At 44.8% G+C, this 22,268-nt stretch carries 20 protein-coding genes; 13 read left to right on the plus strand and 7 right to left on the minus strand.

Annotated elements, in window-relative coordinates; all coding sequences use genetic code 11:
- The first annotated feature begins 149 nt into the window (after window positions 1-149).
- Together pds and crtB are read left to right on the plus strand one after the other, a co-directional pair.
- The gene (pds, locus tag QUB33_RS10185; RefSeq protein WP_333350003.1) at window positions 150-1,523 is read left to right on the plus strand and encodes a 15-cis-phytoene desaturase; all 1,374 of its coding nucleotides are present in this window, start codon (window positions 150-152) and stop codon (window positions 1,521-1,523) included.
- A 91-nt stretch (window positions 1,524-1,614) separates the two neighbouring features.
- On the plus strand, window positions 1,615-2,544 hold the full coding sequence (gene crtB, locus QUB33_RS10190) for a 15-cis-phytoene synthase CrtB (protein WP_333060155.1): 930 nt from the start codon (window positions 1,615-1,617) through the stop codon (window positions 2,542-2,544).
- 154 nt (window positions 2,545-2,698) lie between these two features.
- Here crtB and QUB33_RS10195 read toward each other — a convergent pair whose 3' ends face one another.
- Together QUB33_RS10195 and QUB33_RS10200 are read right to left on the minus strand one after the other, a co-directional pair.
- Window positions 2,699-3,196 (minus strand): hypothetical protein, encoded by a 498-nt coding sequence (locus QUB33_RS10195; protein WP_333350005.1) that lies wholly within the window; start codon window positions 3,194-3,196, stop codon window positions 2,699-2,701.
- A gap of 219 nt (window positions 3,197-3,415) precedes the next feature.
- Entirely contained in the window at window positions 3,416-6,181 is a 2,766-nt protein-coding gene (locus tag QUB33_RS10200; RefSeq protein ID WP_333350007.1) for a valine--tRNA ligase, read from the minus strand.
- Between the two features lie 156 nt (window positions 6,182-6,337).
- Between QUB33_RS10200 and QUB33_RS10205 the strand changes: the two genes are divergently transcribed.
- Window positions 6,338-6,673: a hypothetical protein gene (locus QUB33_RS10205; protein WP_333350009.1), complete on the plus strand. Its 336-nt coding sequence runs from the start codon at window positions 6,338-6,340 to the stop codon at window positions 6,671-6,673.
- On the plus strand, window positions 6,666-7,040 hold the full coding sequence (locus QUB33_RS10210; RefSeq protein WP_333350011.1) for a type II toxin-antitoxin system RelE/ParE family toxin: 375 nt from the start codon (window positions 6,666-6,668) through the stop codon (window positions 7,038-7,040). The genes QUB33_RS10205 and QUB33_RS10210 overlap by 8 nt, the downstream gene beginning before the upstream one ends.
- Window positions 7,041-7,357: 317 nt before the next feature.
- On the opposite strand, the gene QUB33_RS10215 is transcribed toward QUB33_RS10210, so the two are convergent.
- Window positions 7,358-9,010 (minus strand): FAD-dependent oxidoreductase, encoded by a 1,653-nt coding sequence (locus tag QUB33_RS10215; RefSeq protein WP_333350013.1) that lies wholly within the window; start codon window positions 9,008-9,010, stop codon window positions 7,358-7,360.
- Window positions 9,011-9,122: 112 nt separating this feature from the next.
- Here QUB33_RS10215 and QUB33_RS10220 point away from each other — a divergent pair, with 112 nt between their 5' ends.
- From QUB33_RS10220 to QUB33_RS10235, 4 genes are all read left to right on the plus strand, one after another.
- Window positions 9,123-9,446, plus strand: a complete 324-nt coding sequence (locus QUB33_RS10220; RefSeq protein ID WP_333350016.1) for a hypothetical protein — start codon at window positions 9,123-9,125, stop codon at window positions 9,444-9,446.
- Window positions 9,447-9,643: 197 nt separating this feature from the next.
- On the plus strand, window positions 9,644-9,847 hold the full coding sequence (locus tag QUB33_RS10225) for a PIN domain-containing protein (RefSeq protein WP_333197174.1): 204 nt from the start codon (window positions 9,644-9,646) through the stop codon (window positions 9,845-9,847).
- A 198-nt stretch (window positions 9,848-10,045) separates the two neighbouring features.
- Window positions 10,046-11,728, plus strand: a complete 1,683-nt coding sequence (locus QUB33_RS10230) for an AAA family ATPase (RefSeq protein WP_333350018.1) — start codon at window positions 10,046-10,048, stop codon at window positions 11,726-11,728.
- A 7-nt stretch (window positions 11,729-11,735) separates the two neighbouring features.
- The gene (locus QUB33_RS10235) at window positions 11,736-12,929 is read left to right on the plus strand and encodes a 5-methylcytosine restriction system specificity protein McrC (protein ID WP_333350020.1); all 1,194 of its coding nucleotides are present in this window, start codon (window positions 11,736-11,738) and stop codon (window positions 12,927-12,929) included.
- A 91-nt stretch (window positions 12,930-13,020) separates the two neighbouring features.
- Here QUB33_RS10235 and QUB33_RS10240 read toward each other — a convergent pair whose 3' ends face one another.
- Complete coding sequence (locus QUB33_RS10240) at window positions 13,021-14,025, minus strand: phosphoribulokinase (RefSeq protein ID WP_332956917.1); 1,005 nt, start codon at window positions 14,023-14,025, stop codon at window positions 13,021-13,023.
- 587 nt (window positions 14,026-14,612) lie between these two features.
- Here QUB33_RS10240 and petH point away from each other — a divergent pair.
- From petH to QUB33_RS10255, 3 genes are all read left to right on the plus strand, one after another.
- Complete coding sequence (gene petH / locus QUB33_RS10245; RefSeq protein WP_333350022.1) at window positions 14,613-15,818, plus strand: ferredoxin--NADP reductase; 1,206 nt, start codon at window positions 14,613-14,615, stop codon at window positions 15,816-15,818.
- Window positions 15,819-16,000: 182 nt separating this feature from the next.
- On the plus strand, window positions 16,001-17,317 hold the full coding sequence (locus QUB33_RS10250; RefSeq protein WP_333350054.1) for a homoserine dehydrogenase: 1,317 nt from the start codon (window positions 16,001-16,003) through the stop codon (window positions 17,315-17,317).
- A 218-nt stretch (window positions 17,318-17,535) separates the two neighbouring features.
- Complete coding sequence (locus QUB33_RS10255) at window positions 17,536-18,387, plus strand: hypothetical protein (protein WP_333350024.1); 852 nt, start codon at window positions 17,536-17,538, stop codon at window positions 18,385-18,387.
- 17 nt (window positions 18,388-18,404) lie between these two features.
- Here the strand turns inward: QUB33_RS10255 and QUB33_RS10260 are convergent, their stop codons facing one another.
- From QUB33_RS10260 to QUB33_RS10270, 3 genes are all read right to left on the minus strand, one after another.
- Complete coding sequence (locus QUB33_RS10260; protein ID WP_333350026.1) at window positions 18,405-18,881, minus strand: hypothetical protein; 477 nt, start codon at window positions 18,879-18,881, stop codon at window positions 18,405-18,407.
- A gap of 117 nt (window positions 18,882-18,998) precedes the next feature.
- Window positions 18,999-19,637, minus strand: a complete 639-nt coding sequence (locus tag QUB33_RS10265) for a type I restriction enzyme HsdR N-terminal domain-containing protein (protein ID WP_333350028.1) — start codon at window positions 19,635-19,637, stop codon at window positions 18,999-19,001.
- Between the two features lie 136 nt (window positions 19,638-19,773).
- Window positions 19,774-20,658, minus strand: a complete 885-nt coding sequence (locus QUB33_RS10270) for a PhzF family phenazine biosynthesis protein (protein ID WP_333350030.1) — start codon at window positions 20,656-20,658, stop codon at window positions 19,774-19,776.
- Between the two features lie 4 nt (window positions 20,659-20,662).
- Between QUB33_RS10270 and QUB33_RS10275 the strand changes: the two genes are divergently transcribed.
- On the plus strand, window positions 20,663-20,794 hold the full coding sequence (locus QUB33_RS10275) for a hypothetical protein (protein WP_333350032.1): 132 nt from the start codon (window positions 20,663-20,665) through the stop codon (window positions 20,792-20,794).
- Window positions 20,795-20,836: 42 nt separating this feature from the next.
- Window positions 20,837-22,165, plus strand: a complete 1,329-nt coding sequence (locus tag QUB33_RS10280; protein WP_333350034.1) for a WD40 repeat domain-containing protein — start codon at window positions 20,837-20,839, stop codon at window positions 22,163-22,165.
- Window positions 22,166-22,268: the final 103 nt, after the last annotated feature.

Raw genomic sequence — 22,268 nt, forward strand, 5'->3', positions numbered from 1 at the left:
TGTCATCCAGGACAATCTGACAGAAGTCGGGGATCTTTGCTGGCTTACCCGTCTGTGAGATTTTTCCCTAGGCTGAGAATGACAAAATATTGTAACGAGTTGTAAAGTATAATTAAACCGAAGCGAACACAGAGGCCAAGTAGTATCAAATGCGAGTTGCGATCGCCGGAGCAGGCTTAGCAGGACTTTCCTGCGCTAAATATCTTACCGACGCGGGCCACACCCCCATCCTCCTAGAAAGTCGGGACGTACTCGGCGGCAAAGTAGCCGCCTGGAAAGATGCAGACGGCGACTGGTACGAAACCGGCCTCCACATCTTCTTCGGCGCATACCCGAATATGCTCCAACTCTTCAAAGAACTTGACATCGAAGACCGGCTGCAATGGAAAGAGCACTCGATGATTTTCAATCAGCCGGAAACCCCCGGAACCTATTCCCGCTTTGACTTTCCCGACCTTCCGGCTCCCTTCAACGGCGTCGCAGCCATCTTGAGCAACAACGATATGCTCACCTGGCCGGAAAAAATCCGCTTCGGTATAGGTTTGATTCCGGCGATGCTTCAGGGTCAAAACTATGTCGAAGAAATGGACAAATACTCGTTTTCCGACTGGCTCAAAAAGCAAAACATCCCCCCCAGAGTCGAAAAAGAAGTATTCATCGCCATGTCCAAGGCGCTCAACTTCATCGACCCCCACGAAATATCTGCAACCATACTGCTGACAGCCCTCAACCGCTTCTTGCAAGAGAAAAAAGGCTCGAAAATGGCCTTTTTAGACGGTTCCCCCACAGAAAGGTTGTGTCAGCCGATGGTAGACTACATAACTGAGCGCGGCGGCGAAGTCCGCCTGAATGCACCCATCAAAGAGTTTTTGCTCAACGATGACAAGACGGTGCGCGGCTTCCACATTCGGGGAGTAAAAGGGGCAGAGTCAGAAATTCTGACGGCCGATATTTACGTTTCCGCGATGCCGGTTGACCCGCTCAAGTTGATGATGCCGAAACCTTGGGGCGAAATGGATTATTTCAAACAGCTCGAAGGCTTGGAGGGAGTACCCGTCATTAATGTACACTTGTGGTTCGATCGCAAGCTAACTGAAATCGACCATTTGCTGTTCTCGCGATCGCCCCTGCTGAGCGTCTACGCCGACATGAGCAACACCTGCCGCGAATATGCCAACCCAGACAAATCCATGCTGGAACTGGTTTTAGCACCGGCCAAAGACTGGATAGGCAAGTCTGACGAAGATATCGTCGCAGCCACAATGGTCGAGTTAGAAAAACTCTTTCCCGATCAAATCCCAGAACCAGCCAAACTGCTCAAATATCACGTAGTCAAAACCCCACGTTCCGTCTACAAAGCTACTCCCGGACGCCAGCAGTGCCGTCCCACCCAAACAACTCCCATTAGCAATTTCTATCTAACGGGGGATTATACGATGCAGCGTTATCTTGCGAGTATGGAAGGTGCCGTGCTTTCTGGTAAGCTGACAGCGCAGGCTATTTCAACGGCCAATAACCAATGAAAAATTAAGAATTTTTCATAAAGACGTAAAAAATCTCCCGTTTTCTAAACGGGGGAAAATCAGTTCTAATCTTTAAATTTCTTATTCTCGGATGCTGCAACTGTCAAAACTCCAGTGCATGAGAACTCTGGCTTCTGTGGATGACTCTTACGAACTGTGCCGCCAAGTCACGGCGAGTTATGCCAAAAATTTTTATTTAGGCACTCAACTCATGCCCGAAGCCAAGCGTCGGGCGATTTGGGCGATTTACGTCTGGTGCCGCCGCACCGACGAACTCGTAGACGGGCCGGGTTCTGATGCAACGACCCCTGAAACCCTCAATCTGTGGGAAAAACGCCTAGAATCTGTGTTTGCCGGCCATCCTCACGATGACTACGACGTAGCTTTGGTGGATACGCTGTCTCGTTTCCCGATCGACATTCAGCCGTTTCGAGAGATGATTGCGGGCCAGCAAATGGACTTGTACCGCAGCCGCTACGAAACTTTTGAAGAGCTCAATCTTTACTGTTATCGAGTAGCGGGTACTGTAGGGCTGATGTCGATGTCTGTCATGGGTGTAGGCGAATCGAGCTCCGCTGCTAACTGGAATTGGCACTGGGGGAATAGAATTCCCAAAGAAGAAGCTATAGCCCTGGGTATTGCCAAGCAGTTGACTAATATTCTGCGCGATGTCGGAGAAGACGCCCGCCGCGGCCGCATTTACATTCCCTTAGAAGACTTAGCCTTGTTTAACTACACCGAAGAAGATTTATTCAACGGTGTAATTGACAACCGCTGGCGGGAATTGATGCGGTTTCAAATTCAGCGAGCTCGCAAATTATACGCCAGCGCCGAACCGGGAATAAAAGTGCTCAGTCCCGATATCCGCTGGACTGTTTGGGCGGCTACTATGCTGTACAGCAGGATCTTAAATGCGATCGAACGCAATCAGTACGATGTTTTCCAGAAGCGGGCTTATGTTAGCAATTCTCAGAAACTGCTGTGTCTCCCCGCCGCTTGGATGAAGTCAAAAGTGCTTTAGCCGCAGGCAATTTTGCTGGGGATTCGGCAACGGGTAAGGGGTATTTGTCAAGTTACAAATTATATGATGTCCAGCAAATTGCATATGAGGTTTGTGGGGATGCGCTAGTGCCGTGTCCCTAACTTTAGTGGGTTAACTTAAGTCAATTTATAAGTCAAATTAGTGGAGTAGCGGGCGGAATTTTCAATTGGGCGATCGAACTTTCCAACAATTGCTTTTCCTGCTGGAGTTTTGCTTCTAAATTTTGAATTTGTTCTCGGCGGGCTTCAACTTCAATCAAGCGGCGAGACAATTCTTGACTCTGCAAAGTGAGAGATTGCCTCCAATCTTCTGCTTTCTGGGCTTCTTGCTGCAAAAAATCGGGAGTAAAGCCTGTTGTTAAATATTTCTCAACTAATTGTAGTACCCAGTTTGTAGCTGCTTGAATATTTACAACCTGGTTATTTTCGCCAATATCTGCTAATACTAGCATCCCTTCATTTAAAACATTAGGTGCAGAGTTAATTGGATTTTGAGCAAAATCTGGCGGTAGGGTCAAGACAGTTTCTTCAAAAAGCATAGCCCAAGTATCCTCAGCATTTTGGCAAGCCAGCAATTGCAGACTTATCTCGCCTAAAATTTCCTGATTTTTTACTTGGGCTAAATATAACATGAGGGTAATAAGTGATTGCTTATTAGTTATTCATAACTGGTAATGGGTAAAAACAGCTATCCGTGTATCCGTGCATTCCGCGTCCTGCTATTGGTAATTGATAATTGTAGGATTTGCGATATCGTAGGGGCGGGTTTTACAAACAATTTATGCTTGAAACTAACTATCTCGTAAACCCGCCCCGGCCACAGTCAACAGTCAACAGTCAACAGTCAACTCTTAAAACAACTTTAGCCGATCGCGCAAAATCTCAGCTTGTTTTTCGGCTTCCGCCAAAGCATCCCTCGCCCCCTGAACCACATCAGGAGTAGCCTTATCCACAAACTTCTGATTAGTCAAGCGCGCCGCAGTATGCTTAATTTCAGCTTCCACCTTGCTCAACTTCTTCTCTAATTTAGCACGCAAAGCGGCCAAATCCACGACCCCAGCCAGAGGAATCAATACTTGCACAGTACCGACAACCCCGGCAATTGACCCCCCTTGCCCCCCATTACCAAGGGGGGATTCTGCATCCAAACTAGCAGTTACGGTCAGATTTTCGACTTTTGCCAAATCCTGAATGTAAACGCTTCCATCTGAGATTATTTGGCGTTCTTTCTCGCTTTCGCTTTGCAAAATCGCCGTGACCTTCACACTCGGTTTGATATCAGCATCTGCCCGCAAATTGCGAATAGTGCGAATAGTACCAAACAATAACTCAAACTGCTGTTCTAATTCAGCATCAATTAGCGAGATATCGGCTTCAGGATAAGCTTGCAAAGCCAAACATCGATCGTCACCTGTTTGAGTCAGAGTGTGCCAAATCTCCTCAGTAATGTGTGGCATAAAAGGATGCAGCAGTTTCAGAATCCCTTCCAACACAAAAGCAAAAGTTTGCTGTGCCACTTTCTTAGAATTTGGTTCCGCATCCTGCTGCAAGCGAGACTTGACTAACTCAATATACCAGTCACAGAAATCGCCCCAGATAAACTCATAAAGTCCCTTCGCTGCTTCCCCCAAACCGTAATTTTCCAAACAATTGCGGCTTTCTTGCACAACTTGATAATAGCGAGACAGAATCCAGCGATCGCACAATTCCAACCCTTCTTCTTTCCCCCCCTTGGTAAGGGGGGGTTGAGGAATTCCTAACTGCTGCGGCGTCTGTCCCTCCAAATTCATCATCACAAACCTGGCCGCATTCCACAACTTATTCGTGAAGTTCCGCGAAGCTTCCACTGATTTCGATTCATCAGTTTTGCGATCGTACTCCATGCGAATATTTTGGCCGGCCCCTACCACTTCCTTAACCAAAGTGTAGCGCAAAGCATCAGTACCGTACTTGCCAATCAACAGCAGCGGGTCGATACCGTTATTTTTACTCTTAGACATTTTTTGACCGTTTTCATCCAACACCAAACCGTGAATGTAAACAGTATCAAAAGGCATCTTTTCTGTAAAATGTCCGGCCATCATCGTCATTCTAGCAACCCAGAAAAAGATGATATCAAAACCTGTAACCAAAGTAGTTGTCGGATAGTAAAACTCCAAATCTTTAGTTTTGTCAGGCCATCCCAGAGTTGAAAAAGGCCACAACCCGGACGAAAACCAAGTATCCAATACGTCGGGATCTCTTGCTAGCTGCACGTCATTACCAAATTTAGCCGTAGCTTTTTCCTTAGCTTCAGCTTCAGTTTTCGCCACTATAAAAGGTGTTGTATCAGTAATTTCTCCTTGGGTTTCGCTAACAGCATACCAAGCCGGGATTTGGTGTCCCCACCACAATTGGCGGGAGATACACCAATCTTTCAGCTTCACCAACCAATCGCGATAAACCTTTGTCCATCTGTCAGGAACAAAGACTGGTGAGTTACTTTGATCTAATGCTTCTAAAGCGCGTTGAGAAAGAGGGTCTATCTTCACAAACCATTGCGTAGATATCAAAGGTTCGACCGGAACTTTGCCGCGTTCGCTGTAGGGAACTGTATGCTTATAATCTTCTATTTTAACCAAAACCCCGTCAGCTTCTAAGCGCTGCACCACATTTTTCCGGGCAACAAATCGGTCTTGTCCCTGGAACTCTCCGGCATTTTCATTTAAAGTGCCGTCCTTATTCATGATGTTAATAAACGGCAAATTGTGACGCTTACCCATCTCGAAGTCATTCGGATCGTGGGCGGGAGTTACTTTGACACAACCTGTTCCGAAAGTCGGATCGACAAACTCATCAGCAATGATTGGTATTTCGCGATTCACGATCGGCAAAGTGACAGTTTTACCGATAAGATGTTTGTAGCGATCGTCCTGTGGATTCACCGCCACCCCTGTATCGCCCAACATCGTTTCCGGCCGAGTCGTCGCCACCTCCAAATAACCAGAACCATCCGTCAAAGGATAGCGGAAATGCCACAAATGCCCGTCAACTTCCTGCTGGTCTACCTCCAAATCCGACACAGCAGACTGACTGGCCGGACACCAATTCACCAGGTAATTACCGCGATAAATCAGCCCCTCATCGTACAGGCGGACAAACGCTTCTAAAACCGCAGCGGATAAGCCTTCATCCATCGTAAAGCGTTCACGCGACCAATCGACAGACACGCCCAAACTGCGTAATTGATTAGTAATAGTATTGCCCGATTCAGCTTTCCACTCCCAGGCGCGTTCCAAGAATTTTTCTCTGCCTAAATCGTGGCGAGTTTTGCCTTCTGCTTTGAGTTGCTTTTCGAGAATAGTTTGAACTGCGATGCTAGCATGATCCGTTCCCGGCAACCACAGGGTATTGCGTCCAGTCATGCGGTGATAGCGGACGAGAACATCAATCAGCGTCTCTTCAAAAGCGTGTCCCATGTGGAGGCTGCCGGTCACGTTGGGCGGCGGGATGACTACGCAGTAAGGTTCGCCGCCGGCTTCTGGGTCAGCTTTGAAGGTTTGGTTGTCTTCCCAGTATTTTTGCCATTTGGCTTCGGTGGCTTGGGGGTCGTATTGGGGAGGTAGGTTTGCGGTCATGGTGGCTTGAGAGTTTGATCTTATTTAGATTGTGCCATAGAAGGGAGGAGAAGAGTTTTGAAGCGCATCCGCGTCAGAGGCAGAGGGAAGAGCGATATTCAAGGCGGGGCGGGTTTACGTTAAAATGAAGGTAAAATTAAAAGGTTTGATGGCATTATGAATGTAGCAGCACTTCGACATCAAATCGATCGATGGCTCGATCGACTTTCTCCAGAACATCTGGCATTAGTTGCGAGTTTTATAGAGTTTCTAAGCCAAAAGCAACGGCAGGGGGTAATCATTTCGCAAAATAATCTGCCAGAGGTTTTCTCAGCAGAAATCCAAGAGATGCCTCCTGCTAATTCTTTTAATATTCCAGAACCCTCAGAAATTGACGGAGAGGGGCAATCTAAAGCAGCGCTTCTACAAGATTTTCGGCAAGCTTGGCACGAAGCCATGACTGGGCAAACCATTTCGGTTGCTCAAATGTGGGAAGGAATTGAAAATGACTGACTTGCCCTTAATTCAAGTTATAGTTTCACCAACCTTCAATCGCAATTTACGCACTCTTGCAAAAAAATACCGCAGCATTCGCAATGATATTCAACCCATTATCGAACTACTTACACGGGGAGAACTGCCCGGAGATCGAATTGCTGGAGTGGGTTATGCAGTCTTCAAGTTGAGAGTCCGAAATAGCGACACTCAAAAAGGTAAAAGTGGTGGATACCGTTTAATTTACTACGTCCAAACAGCAACGGGAATCATTTTGCTGACCCTTTACACCAAATCCGAACAAGTCGATATTGCAGCAGAGGATATTCAAAACATTATTACAGAATACGAGCAGCAGCAGAGCGAAGATCGAGAGGATATCTAAGAGTTGGGGAATCTTGCGCCGTCGAATATGAGGTCTCGACATCTTCAGTGGTTAAATCCTTTTAATATCTTATTTGACAGAAATCCCTAATCCAAAACCCGCCTTCTCTCGGAGAAAGCCACGATTTTGCAGAGAAATCGGTTTTCTTTTTGCCTTAGTCCTAGTGGTAAAACAACTTGCAATAATTAAGGAGCGCAATGAATAACAGCTATCAAACTCCAGGAATTGAGTTTTTTGTTCTCAAACTCAAACAAAACTTTATAGTTTGTAGGCGGGTTTAACATCGTATAGCAACACGGGCGACTGCTATATGTCGATTATTTCACCTCCTTATAATCCACCCCATAACTCGTATCTCTCCCCGACAAATACGTCGTTTTCCCCGTTAAAGTCTCCAGAGTTTTTTTCGTTTCAGCCGAAGTAATCGAATTCAGCGGCACGCCGAACTTGCTAGCCAAACCAGCGGCCACGCCCACACCTTGTCCTTGATAAATATTCACCGTCGCAATTCGCCCGACAGATACAGCCATACCGACATAACCGGACGATCGCCCGACAATGGCTAAATTCTTGACTTTGCTAGCCAAAGCGCTTTCTATGCCGAAATTATAGACTGGCAGCGGCGGAATTCTCGCAGATAAATTCTTGACTCCGCCCCGCATATCGAAATCGTAGGAAAAACTGCCGATCGACTTTTCGGGTACTGTTCCCCCTTTGATAATCTCCTTCCCCGTCAGCGGATCTACCACATCGCGAACGTTCAAAGTTTGCCTGATATAAATCTCGTCGGGAATAAATACTCTCACATCTTTACCAGACTTCTTTTGTAGCCAGTATTGGAGAAATGACATTTCTCTAATCATTTCAGGAGTCGGTTTTCTGCCGTTAGCTTCCATCTTCATGATTTGGTCAACTTGGTATTTAAACAGAAACCCGTTCCATGACAGCACATTTTTGTTATAAACGCAGACATTGCCTTTATCAAAAAAGAATCCTTTATTTTGACTGAAGGGCAGCTTTCTGTCTATGTGATACGCTGCTCCTATCGCTACACTTCTGATATCGTAGCCGTCTGTATATGGCTGATAAATCGTACTCCAGAAATTCCTCATCCAGAATTTTGTACTAGCCGGATCTTTCGATTTCATAATGCTTTCTTTAATTTTTTTTACCAAAGGCCGGTTGTAGAGAATTTCATCTTCTATTCTGCGGAATTCGGACATCGTTATACCTGTAATTCTCGGAACTACAGAGACTGCTAAAGTTTCATTTTTGGATTTTATATTTTGAGATTGATATCCTGTATAATAAGATAATCCGGCTTTTCTGGCTAATTCCGCGTCTTGAGTTACGTCAATAAAAGAGTTGGCTTTAATTTTTAAGGTGCTGCCTTTTACTTCGGCATATTCGATTTTTTTATCTACGACGTGGGGAGTAAGAGTTGAGTTGGAAATAACTCTGACTTTGGCTGCAGAAAGCATTTGCCTGAGAGCTTGATCTGCTCTTTTTGGGTCTAAGCAAGATTCGCGCGCATTCGCTTTATCTAAGAATTCCTTAAAACATTGGGCGTAGGGTTGGCGGTACCAATCGGGGATTTTATCTAAATCGATGTAAGCTAAACCGCCGCGGGTGAGTAAGCCACCCAAAGGTGCTCTTCCGTAGTTCGATCGCACGATCGCAACTTTGCCCTTTGCGCCTAAAGTCTTCTTAGCCCATATCGCCGCACATATCCCCGGTACTTCATCACCATATACTACTACATCAAACTTTTGCTCCGGTGATTTTTTGGGAACTACCGGAGGCGGGCTGCTGGGTTTTTGCGGCAGATTTCCAGCGTCTAAGGTTGCACTTGCTGGGTCTCTATTTGCGATATAATTTTCTATTTCTCTGAACGGCGGGTAATTAAGTAAAAGTTTTAGCGCTGCAAAGATGATTGCAATTGAAGCTAGTTTCTTGAAAGTAGAGAGCATTCAGTTGACTCGTGGATAAATTTGCAATACCTGAAAGGGCAGTTCAGGGTTTACGGAGTTGAATATAGCACGTTTAGATAATTTCGACACAAGTTTAAATTTTCCGGGAACCGTGGTAAACGAATCTTCTCAACCCAAACCTGGTGATGCTGTCCTTGGCAGCCAAAATGCTACAATTACATCAATCATCAATTTAAACATAAAAAACATGACTTTTGAGGCAGTTTTAAATCTTGTTAAGCACTTGTCTCTAGCCGAAAAGTTACGATTGATTAAGTGGATTGTTCCTGAAATAGAACGAGAATTAGTGGTTCGGCCCGCTCCCCGCAAATCATTGTGGGGTTTATGTGCTGACTTGGGAATTGCACCTTCTGCCGCTGATATAGATGAAGGTCGCAGCGAAGAATGGGCGAATTTCCCAAGGGAGGATTTCTAATGCTGCGTGCTGTACCTGATACTCATGCTGTTATCTGATATATCTTTGCCGATTCACGACTTTCGGTGACTGCTAGAACGACAATAGAACAGATAGCTGCCGAGGGAAATCAGGTGGCTTTTTCATCAATTACATTAGCAGAAATTGTCTATCTGAGCGAGTGAGGGCCGATTAATTCAACTACTGTCGCTCTATTATTGAGAGAAGTTGAGAGCGATGATGCCTTATTGGTTGAAATTCCTTTCGATCGCAATATAGCTTTGACTTTAAGGCAAGTTGACCGATCGCAAATTCCCGATTTGCCCGATCGCATTATTGCTGCTACTGCTTTGTATCTTAATGTACCCGTTATTAGTCGCGATCGCCGGATTCAATTATCTAGTATAGACACAATTTGGTAAATCTGAGTCACTCGGCGCAAGTTTAAATTTTCCGGGAACTGTTGTTAGCGGTTTTGCCTGTGTTACTGGTTTGGGAGGGCTATTGATGTGGGTAAAGATGGGGGGTGCGATCGCATCTCAGATATCTGGTGTCGGGAAGGGCGATCGGCTACAATAATTTAAGAACAACAAGTGAGTCACCTTAAACATACAGAAAAAATGGAAAAAGTTTTTGTACATCCTGAATGTCCTTTTTCAGTAGAGACATTTAGCTTATTGACCGAATTTTATGAAAACCCCATGTGGGATTTTTACCGGGAACACAAAAAAGATTTCTTAAAATATGTAGAAGAGCCAGTCAAGTATATTTTAAGCCAGGTAGAAGAGCAGTTGCCTGATTATATTAACAAACATATAAATATTAACTATGAGAGCTGTTGGTTCCTTCCAAAATATTGCGAATCTAGAGTAGTCTACAGGGTAGACTACTCTAGTTTTAACAGTATAATTCATCCCCAATCTCCTCAGTTAATGTTAAGAATTGAGGATCGGACATTAAGCTTTGGCTTGGAGGTCAAAGAAAATCTGTTTCAATTAATGCTATATAGTTACAAAGAAAATTATAGAGATGAGGTTTATTTTATCGAAACTCTCAAAACTTACAAGCTTAGTAATCAACATCATTTTTATTTAGAATCTAGCTGGATAGAAGATTTTGATAATGATGAGTATTTTTTTAAGGGTTTAAATAGGAAGGATATTTATTACCAAATGGAATCTGAAAAAAACTTTTATGAATTATTAGAAATTTTTTTGGAAAATGTTACTATCGATTCACAAGAATTTGAAAAACTTAAAGGTTTTTTGTTTCGTAATATTTTTGCTGGTATATCACTGGAGTCAAGACAAATATTAGGATGTTCTGCCAAACAACTAATTTATAAAGTAGCCCAAACATTTAAAAATTTATTTCCATTGTTTTTAATCTCTAATCTCTACGCTGACCCGTATTCACCTCTTCTTCTCCATGAATATCTTTCAGTATATGAAAAGGGATTTAATGCAGTGTATCAACTAGAAACAATTTCAGAAATTACTGGTTTTAAAACAAACCAACTAACTCAGTGGATACAGGCCATTAACCGCAAACGCCAAACCATCATCCAAGGCCCGCCCGGAACCGGAAAAACATTCATTGCTGAAAAATTAGCCAAACACTTAATCGGCGGCGGTGAGGGTTTCTCAGACATTATCCAATTTCACCCCGCCTACACCTACGAAGACTTTATCGAAGGCATCCGCCCAATCACTCAAAACGGACAATTAACCTACTCAATAGTTCCCGGTAGATTCCTAGAATTCTGCGAAAAAGTCGAAGCCTGTGAAGACACTTGCGTTCTCATTATTGATGAAATTAATCGCGCCAATCTCTCTCAAGTCTTTGGCGAATTAATGTATCTCCTAGATGACCGACAAGACACAGCACGCTTTATTACACTAGCCAGCGGTAAACTATTTAGAATCCCTACAAATGTCCGCATTATCGGCACAATGAACACAGCAGACCGTTCTATTGCCTTAGTCGATAACGCACTCCGCCGCCGCTTCGCATTCATTCCCGTCTATCCAAACTATGAAGTCCTGCAACACTATCACCAAAAATGGCAAACTGGTTTTCCAGTTTATAAATTAACTAGCATTCTAGAAGATGTCAATCGCGCAATTAACAACAAACACTATGAACTCGGCATCTCCTTCTTTTTGACAAAAACCTTAGCTGAAGATATCCAAGATATTTGGCAAATGGAAATCGAGCCATACCTCGAAGAATACTTCTTTGATAACCAAGCAAAAATGAAGGAATTTCTCTGGAATAAAATCAAAGATAAATTGAGCCAGTGATAATTTTATGAAACGAGAATCACCCCCCATCGAACTGACAGAATATGAATTACGAATTTTAGATCGAGACTTAATCCCCGAATCAGTAGGAAAAAAAATACACCATAATTATGCCAAGGAAATCGAGATAGAATTTCCCAACCCTAAAACACAAGATAAATGGCACTTGAAATCTAAAGGCAGAGTTGGCAACATTCCCATCACTCCAGAATTTCACATTATCATCCGCCCAAAGGTTCGCATAAACGACCTCTTCGGAATGCTTGACTATGCCTACAACCTTAAGATAAAATTTCCCCAAGGCTCGATTCAGTGCCAATCTTTACAAGAAACTTACGAGAGATTAGCTAACATTCTTGCCCAAAAAATTCTAGAACGCTGTCGCAAAGGATTATATCGCGATTACTTATCCAAAACAGAAAAACTCGCCTACATTCGCGGCCGCGTCGATGTGCGGTCAGCCCTGCAAAAACCTTGGGATGTTAAACTAAAATGCCACTATAACGAACAAACAGGCGATATCGAAGATAATCAAATACTCGCTTGGACACTCTTCATCATTGGCCGCAGCGGTTTCTGCCGTGAATCTGTTTCATCCACTGTGCGAAAAGCCTTTCACGCACTCCAAGGATTTGTTACATTAAAACATTTTAAATCAGAAGCTTGTATTGATAGAAATTATCACCGTTTGAATGAAGATTATCAACTTTTACACGCCTTATGTCGATTCTTTTTAGATAACACAGGGCCCAGTCACGAAACAGGCGATCGCGAAATGCTCCCTTTTCTCCTAGACATGGCTAAATTATACGAACAATTTGTCGCTGAATGGCTCAAAGCAAATACACCAAAAGGCTTTTTTGTCAAACCACAACACCTAGTCATTCATGACCAAAACTATTTCGATCGGATTGACTTACTGCTGTGCGATATAGAAACCAATGAAATCCTGTATGTCCTGGATACAAAATACAAAGCTCCCGATAAAGTAGACAATACGGATCGTAATCAAGTAGTTACCTACGCCACGCTATTAAACTGTAAAAATGCAATTCTCATCTACCCTCAAACTCTCAAAGCGCCCATAGACCAACAAATTGGCGCTATCCGAGTTCGCAGTCTAACTTTTTCCCTAGATAGCGATCTGAATGAAGCCGGAAAAACCTTCTTAACCTCTCTACTTCCACACACCCTCCCCTAACTCTACTCTGCGCCCTCTGCGCCCTCTGCGGTTCATTTCTCCACAAAAAAAGAGGCGCAATTGCGCCTCCCAAATCTTTCATGTCTGCGTTTTAAACACTAACAGCCACTTTCGCTTCTTTTGCAGTCAACTTCTCGTAAGTCGCCCGCATCTTCAATCCGACTAACACTTGGAACAAACCAGTTCCATTGTTGGAACCAGGATACTCGCGGTGCTGGAGCAACAGGTGAGTTAACTCGCCTTCATACTTCGCAGAAGTCTTGCTCAAATGGCTTTCGATGTAAATAACTTCTTCGAGATTCTCGAATTGACCATCTACTTCCAAAATCGAGACTTCGTGACCGTAGAAAGCATCGGGCCCGTAGTACATCTTAATTCCCGGATAGGAACAAGTCAGCTTGCGGCCGCAAGGAACCCAGTTAATTGTTGAACCTTCGTCAAACAAATACGCAGGCTCAAAATTGGCGATGCCTTCGCGCTGGATCATTTGCACGCGCAGAACCTTCCGCTCCTTGTCATCTTTGATCAAGTTGGTCGGCAACACTTGAATTACCACATCAGCATATTGCTTTTGCGGGTCGATGTAGGCCGTAAAATCAGGTTTGCGAGCATTGATCGCAAACAGCACGTCTTCGTAACGGTGGCCCCGTTCCGCCATGTCGCGCTGGATTTTCCAAGCAATTTTTACCTCGTCGCTAATGTCGAGGTAGACGCTGAAGTCGAGGAGCGATCGAACTCGCTCGTCGTACAGCGGGTGCAGCCCCTCAATCACAATCACGTGATTCGGCTCTACCCTTTCGGGCGGGTCGATCATACCGGTTTCGTGGTTGTAGATCGGCTTGTCGATCGCATGACCTTCTTTGAGGGCCTTCATTTGCTCGGCCATCAGGTCAAAATTGTTGGCTCTGGGGTCAAGGGCTGTAATCCCTGTTTCCTTGCGCTGCTTGCGATCGAGACTGTGATAGTCGTCAAGGCAGATTACAGTCACGAAATCTTCCCCGAATAAATCTGTCAATCGGCGTAAAAAAGTAGATTTTCCGCATCCGGAATCTCCGGCAACGCCAATTAAAACCACGCGATCCGGCTTACTGGTCATAGTTTCCCTCTAAAACAATCACGGTTTACTAACTAACTCAAGTCTAGATTCCACAAAATTTCAGCCCGCAGGTAGCGACCAGCAGGCTTTGTGCTGCTTTGCTACCCCGAGAGGATCGAGTTCTCACCAGCATACAGCAGTGAGTTGACTGCCTGCCCGGGAAGACCCAAGCAATCTTCAAGGCAAGTAATTAATACTAACTTTAGCGGTTAATCTTACCAGAATGCGTCCGCCCCCTACAAGCTCAACCTCATTAAACTGCTCGAATCTTCCTTTCTCTGGTGGGGCGCTCCCCAAATCAGAATGACTTATCGGGGCAGATCCCCCGATCGGGTAAAATATTGGCAGTACGCAGACAACAATAGCTATAGGTCAACAGCCGAACGCAATAGGGCTCGGTGAGCGCGGCGTTCGGCTAGTAGGGATTTGATACGCGAGCGATCGCAACTTCAACACTCCTGCCGGCGTGGCGAGGCCCAGAAATTGGCGCGGCCAATTAGTCCCGATGGCCTTAAGAAAAAAGTAAATTGAGTCTAACGTCACATTCTCTTTCTTTATAACTCTGTATCGTGAAGGACAAGCAACAAATGTACAGCCCAAGCTTATCTGGTGGAGCGGCAAACTCAGAATCAGGCAGCCGCATCTTTGTTTACGAAGTGGAGGGTATGCGTCAGAGCCAAGCAACTGACCAAATAAATAACCCGATTCGCCGTAGCGGCAGCGTATTTATCTCCGTGCCCTACGAGCGCATGAATCAGGAAATGCGCCGGATTGCTCGCATGGGTGGAAGAATTGTCAGCATCCGCCCCTCAAACAGCGCTCCCGAAACAAATGGCAAAGTCGCACCAGAAGCAGGGCTACAGAGTCAGAAATCTGGAGAAGAAACTAAGCCCATGACTCAAGCCAAGGAAAAAGTTCAGGTTCCTGTTAACCTCTACAAGCCGGCCAATCCCTATATTGGTAAGTGCATTTCTACAGAAGAATTGGTCAGAGAAGGCGGCGAGGGTACAGTCCGTCACGTCAAATTTGACATTTCTGGAGGCAATTTGCACTATCTCGAAGGTCAAAGTATCGGGATTATTCCTGATGGGACGGATAAAAACGGCAAACCTCACAAAATTCGGCTGTATTCGATCGCCTCCACCCGTCACGGAGACGATGTAGACGACAAAACAGTCTCTCTGTGCGTCCGCCGCCTAGAGTACAAAAGCCCAGAAACTGGTGAACAAGTCTTTGGTGTTTGTTCGACTTTTCTCACCGGTTTGCAACCTGGAGATGATGTCAAAATCACCGGCCCCGTCGGCAAGGAAATGCTGTTACCCGACGACGAAGAAGCCACCATTATTATGATGGCTACCGGTACGGGTATTGCTCCTTTCCGGGCTTATTTGTGGCGGATGTTTAAAGAAAACAATCCCGATTACAAATTCAGAGGTTTAGCTTGGTTGTTCTTTGGAGTTGCTTACACTCCCAACATTCTTTATAAGGAAGAGTTGGAGCAATTGCAGCGCGAGTTCCCCGATAATTTCCGCTTGACTTATGCCATCAGCCGCGAGCAAAAGAATGTTGACGGCGGCAAGATGTACATTCAAAACCGGATTCAAGAGAACGCAGACCAATTGTGGGAATTGGTTCAAAAGCCCAATACTCACACTTATATCTGCGGTTTGAAGGGTATGGAAGGCGGAATTGATGAGGGAATGTCGGCTGCGTCTAGCAAGCACGGTGTTGACTGGGCTGGCTATCAGAAACAGTTGAAGAAAGAGCACCGTTGGCACGTTGAAACTTATTAATGTGTTACCTGATTTAATCTGATTTGTAGGGTGGGCTGGGCTCGCCCTACAATTGTTTTTAGGGCAATTGTATCCAACTCGTAAGCTAGGGAATGCGTACCCTACAATACTATTTTGATTGCTCCGGTACGGGAATAGCCTACAATGGTTGTGGCTTAATTGAGTTTCTACGGGTCAAAGTCGTGGCTTTCAAAATTGGTTTGTTAGGTTTGGGTACAGTTGGCGCGGGAACAGCAGAGATTTTGCTCTCCCCAGATGGTCGCCATCCGCTGTTGCAGGAATTGGAAATCTATCGGGTGGGAGTGCGCGATATTTCTCGAACTCGGTCTTTACAATTGCCAGAAAATGTGCTGACAACTGACCTAGAAGCGATCGCAACTGACCCGGAAATTGATATTGTAGTAGAACTGATTGGCGGATTGGAACCGGCGCGATCGCTCATTCTGCAAGCTATTGCCAGCGGCAAGCACGTCGTCACTGCCAACAAAGCAGTTATCGCCCGCTACGGTAATGAAATCTTCGAGGCCGCCAACAAAAAAGGCGTTTACGTAATGCTAGAAGCTGCTGTCGGCGGCGGCATTCCGGTCATTCAAAGCCTCAAACAATCTTTAGGTGCAAACCGCATTCAAACTGTCACCGGCATCGTCAACGGCACAACTAATTACATCCTGACGCGGATGCAAACAGAAGGCGCAGACTTTGCCGAAGTGCTCGCCGACGCTCAGCAATTAGGTTATGCTGAAGCTGACCCCACAGCAGATGTAGATGGATTTGATGCGGCCGATAAAATTGCTATTTTAGCCTCGCTAGCTTTTGGCGGACGCATCAAGTTAGCAGATGTTCACTGCGAAGGTATCAGAAAAGTTAGTGCGGCGGATATTAACTACGCCGACAAGCTGGGATTTGTGATTAAATTGTTGGCTATTGCTCAAGAAACCTCCCGCTACAATGGCAAGCAAGCGCAGGGAGAAAGCGAACTGCTGTCAATTCGAGTGCATCCGAGTTTTGTGCCGAAAACTCATCCGCTGGCGAGTGTTAACGGGGTTTACAATGCAATTTTAGTCGAAGGAGAGCCGATCGGGCAATTGATGCTCTACGGGCGCGGCGCCGGTGCGGGCCCAACAGCTAGCGCCGTAGTCTCCGACATTATAAATGTGGCGGCCATCCTGAAAAGCCAAGCTGTTCCGACTCCTCATCCTTTGCTGAGTTGCAGTCACCAACACTACTGCAAAATTGCTCCGATGCAGGAACTTGTTACTCGCTTTTATGCCCGTTTTCTGACGCGCGATACTCCGGGGGTAATTGGCAAACTCGGCACTTGTTTCGGCAACCACAAAGTTAGTTTGGAATCAGTTGTGCAGACGGGAATTCACGGCGATTTAGCAGAAATTGTCGTCGTGACTCACGATGTTAGGGAAGGGAATTTTCAACAAGCACTCGATGAAATTCGCGCGCTGGAAGCAGTCGATAGTGTTGCTAGCACGTTGCGAGTTTTGTAAAAGTGATTTGCTAGGGGCGGGTTTCACATAAAATATTTGCTAATAATTGACAATCTCTAAAACCCGCCCTATCACTCCCCCAACGGTAAATGTCATGTAGATTTTTGCTATCTGATAAAAGTAAAAGTTAATTTAGATTCTTCGTTGCGCGGTGGCGGGTTTATGTAGCTTTTTTGTACTTATTAAATATTGTTGGTAAAATCGGCGGCTACGCGATAATGAAAGGAACAGAATTCGATTTGGTCGATCGCCAAACGGGAAGGCACTTGCTAGATTCCCTGTATGAAAAGTTTGCAAAACCCCAACTGCACGATACTTTTAAACCCAATAATCCTTCAATTTACATTCGGCACGAAGAAGGGCAAGTTATTGATGGAAATTATATCATAGAAAAAGTGTTTGAAGACTCTCGCACTGGTTTTTATGCTGAAAGTCGCCTCCCCATTTCTGGCAATAATCCGCCTGTTTTAGTGATTCGCGGCTACGGTTCTTGGTATCCTTTCGAGCGCGTTTTGGAAGATACGCCCGATGTATTTATTGCCAAACTAGAACGCCAGTTAAAATCGGCGCAAACTGCGGGTGCTATTGATTGGATAAAGCAGCAATTTCACAGCGGAAATCCGCCGGATGTCATCGGAGAAAGTTTGGGCGGCAAAGTTGCTCAGCAAATAGCAGCAAAATACCCGGATTATATTAGATCCACTGTAATTTTTAATTCTTTGGGCGTTTCGGAAAAGTTAGCTAAAACTTCCACGGCTAACAATGTTTTTCACTACTTTACTTTAGGCGAAAGGTATGCTTTCTGGGCAAATGAAGGCGATTACATACCGGGAACGATTTTTGTGATTTCCCAGAAGGGGAAAAGCTGTTGTTATAAAATCGAAGAGGCGATCGTCCGAATGGCGCGTTTTAAAGGCAATTTTCCGAAAAGACGAGCCGTGGTGGTAGTATTGGCTCAGTGGCTTCTGCTAAACAGACACAATGCGATCGTCCTCAACAAGCGACGGCCGGTAGTCGTTGAGATCGATCGCACTCAATTGCAAATTTTCCGAAAAAAGCGCTTTGTTTAAACTCAGACAGAATTGCTTCAGGCCGCAGATGGCTGATTTTCCCGCGCTGCGACTGCCAGAACCAGACAAAGTGCTGCGATCGCTTTTTCCCATTCTTGCTTTACAGCGGTGGGTTGAACTTCATCAAAGGCGCTAACTAAACGAGGGATCGCTCGTTCTAATGCCTGTCTGGGAATTGATTTGTGCAATTCAACTAAACGAGTTAAACTTTCTTGATTCTTCAAAAAACCGACTACCCATTTCGTAGTATGATCGGGACTCTCAGGGACGTTTTTAATTCCTAGTTCTGTTTGCAACCAGTCGTAAAAAGGCGGCAGTTTTTGAGCTAAAACAGTTCCTGCTGTTGGCAAAGTTTCTTTGAGCAAAGCACTATCCAGACTTGCGAATAATTGATTGAATTCCGGTGAATCGAGCAAGCTGGTTAATGGAAGTGAAAGCAGGGCTTCAGAAGCGTCAGGGGATACATTTAAAGTCCGCGAAAATGTTTGCAGCATTGGAAAGTCTCTGGTATTGATGACTTTTTTAGCCTAACAATCACGCGACTCAATGAATATGAGCTACCTCATACAATTCTAGGATTTACTGAACTTACCATGTGAATTAATCCTTTTTTATGTGTAATATTTCACAATTTGAGCGATTCGCTTCATAATTTTGAGTACATTGTACAATTCATTTCCTCGATCGCGCAAATCAAAGGAATTAGATAAACCGTACTGCGGTGTACCTTGATACGTCATTTTAATGAACTGAAAATTCCTGCCGTTGCTTAGCATTCCAAAGGACGCCATGCTAGGATTAGGATTAGCCAGCATATAAGCTAATATTTGCGCTAATCCTGTTTCTATGGAAATTTGAGCGCTTTTTGACTCGATAACCATTACCCAAAACTGCTGTTTTAAAACCAGGACATCCATCCTACCTCTGATAATTGTCTCGTCTTCGTCTTCAAAGAAAATTTCTACTTCAGGTTCAGCTTTGATATGAAAGGGAGGTAAATAGAAACCTGCAAAATGTAGCAAGGGAGATAAGACTACCATTTTGACGGTAGTTTCTAGCATTGGAGGATACTCGACTAAGTTGAAATAGCTAGCTTTCACTTGATCGAGAAATTGTTTTTCAAATTCGCTGATTTCTGGTAATTCGTCAATCCATTCACGAAAAAATTGGTCGTCATCAACGAGTTGGATATTAAATTTTTCCCTTAAGTAGGAGAGAGTAACTTCTCTAGCTTGGATTGTTGCCGTCATAGTTTTTGATGATTATTCCTAATCTTAACTACATTATACAACATACAATTCATTTCCTCGATCGCCAACATCTAATTTCAACCGGGCTGTACATATCTGCGTGCATCTGCGGTAAAAAAAAATCCCCTTAAAAATTCTACACAAATTCTCCCTTAGCAACCATCACCACCTTACCACCAACCAAAACTGCTATTTCCTCTTCATTTTTGGCTGCTTGTAGCAACAGCAAAGAAGGTCGATCGATTTCATAACCCTGCTCAACTCTGACATCAATTTTAGCTTCCCCATAATAAGCATATTCTACCAAATACCCAGCCAAACAACCGTTAGCACTGCCAGTCGCTGGATCTTCTGGAATTCCTAATGAATGGGCAAAAACTCGCACGCTTAAATCATTAATGTCGTTGTAAGTTTCAGGGCAAAATATCAATATTTCCTTCGCTTCCATTGTATTAACTAGCTCAAAATATTTATCTAAGTTGACTTGAGCTTTTTTGAGCGAAGCGAGAGTTTTTAAGGGTACAATAATAAATGGCACTCCGGTCGAAACTTCTTGAATGGGGAATCTCGAATCAATTTCATCTAATTCTAAATTCAGGACACTTGCTAGACTTTCGGCTGATAACACTTCACCAAAACTAGGCGGGTTTTGTCGCATCCACAAAATATCGGCAGAGTCATTTTGATAATTAAAAGTAACTGGAATTTGACCGACGGCTAAATTGAGAATTACTCGATCGACCTTTTCGCGAATAATCTCTTGCTGCAACACAAAGGCAGTGCCCAAAGTCGGATGACCGGCAAAGGGCAATTCCTTCTTGGGCGTGAATATCCGCACGTCATAGCCGCCATCTCGCGGATCGGGCGATCGAATAAACGTAGTTTCTGAATAATTGATTTCCCTCGCTATCAGCAGCATTTGGGCCTCAGATAGTTCGGCAACTCCCGCACCGCAAAATACAGCTAGCTGATTGCCAGCATATTTTGACTCCGCAAACACGTCAACTATATAAAAATTCATAATTATGCCTTTGGTAAAAGTCGCTCGACAACTGATATTTTACATCCAGCGTTACAAAGCAGATTTATTTTATCGATCGAGTCACTGCGACGATTTGACGCAGTTTAAAGAAGCGCTTAGAATTGGAGCGATATAGAGAAACAGGGATTTGTAAGAATTTGTTGAGGGATTTGTAACGATGAGTGAGTTTAAACAAGAGTTAGGGGAAATGTCGCGGGAAAAGCGACTTTATACTTTAGAAACTCTGCTCAGGCATTTAGTAGAGAGTGGGCAAGGGGAAAAGCTGCACCAGTTGTTAACGGATTTCGATTTTATTGAGGCGAAACTGGATGAATTGGGGGTTCAATCGTTAATTGAGGATTATGATTTAGCGACAGATTCTAATTTGTTGCGTGAGCAGGATAAAAGTCGAAATCTCTACTTGATTCCCTACGCACTTCGCCAGTCAGCGCCAATTTTGGAAAGGGATAAAACGCAATTAGCAAGTCAATTATGGGGGAGATTGCTTGCTTTTGAAAAGCCTGAGTTTCAGAGGATGTTGGAACAAGCCAAGCAGTCGAAAAATAGTCCTTGGCTGCGGCCTTTGAGGGGGAATTTAGTAGCGCTGCCTTTTGGAGGATGTGGGCTTATGCTCGGCGGCAATCATAGCGGGGTACAAGCAGTGGCGATCGCACCCGACGGCAAACGAGCAATTTCGGCTTCATCGGATCAAACCCTTAAAATCTGGGACACAGACACTGGCAGAGAACTGAGAACTCTCACCAGTCATACTGGCTCGGTAAGGGGAGTCGCGATCGCACTGGATGGCAAAAGAGCGATTTCGGCTTCAGAGGATAACACCCTAAAAATCTGGGACGCCGAGACAGGTAGAGAACTTCAAACCCTCACCGGTCATACAAACTCGGTAAGGGGAGTCGCGATCGCGCCCGACGGCCTGACAGCGATTTCGGCTTCAGACGATAACACCCTAAAAATCTGGGACTTGGCCAGTGGCAGCGAACTGAGAACGCTCACCGGTCATACTAACTCGGTAACGCAAGTCGCGATCGCACCCGACGGTCTGACAGCAATTTCGGCTTCACACGATAACACCCTAAAAGTCTGGAATTTGGTCAGCGGAACCGAACTGAGAACTCTCACCGATACTGGCTATGTATCTGCAGTGGCGATGGCAGCCGACGGCTTCATAGCGATTTCGGTTTCACAACTTAAGACTCTGAAAATCTGGGACACAGACAGCACCAGGGAACTTCAAATCCTCACCGATGATGATAGCTTTGTATCTGCAGTGGCGATCGCACCCCACGACAGACCAGCAATTGTGGTTTCACTCGATAAGACCCTTAAAGTCTGGGATCTGCTTAGCGACAAAGAAATTGCTAGTTTCAGCGGAGATTATTGGTTTCTTTGCTGTGCGATGGCGCCTGATGGGATGACAGTGGTAGCGGGGGATTTACCGGGCAGGGTACATTTCCTGCGATTGGAGGGAGTTAGCGGCGGGGGATAGGAGTTTTAAGTGCGATGGAGTTGGCGGGCGATCGAAAAAGTTCGGTTCATCGGGGCGATCGAGTCTTCAACCCGCTCTCGTCGGGTAAAGTTTCGTGTAGACG

This window comes from Microcoleus sp. B3-A4, from assembly GCF_036705385.1.
In the GTDB taxonomy this organism is placed as follows: Bacteria; Cyanobacteriota; Cyanobacteriia; order Cyanobacteriales; family Microcoleaceae; genus Microcoleus.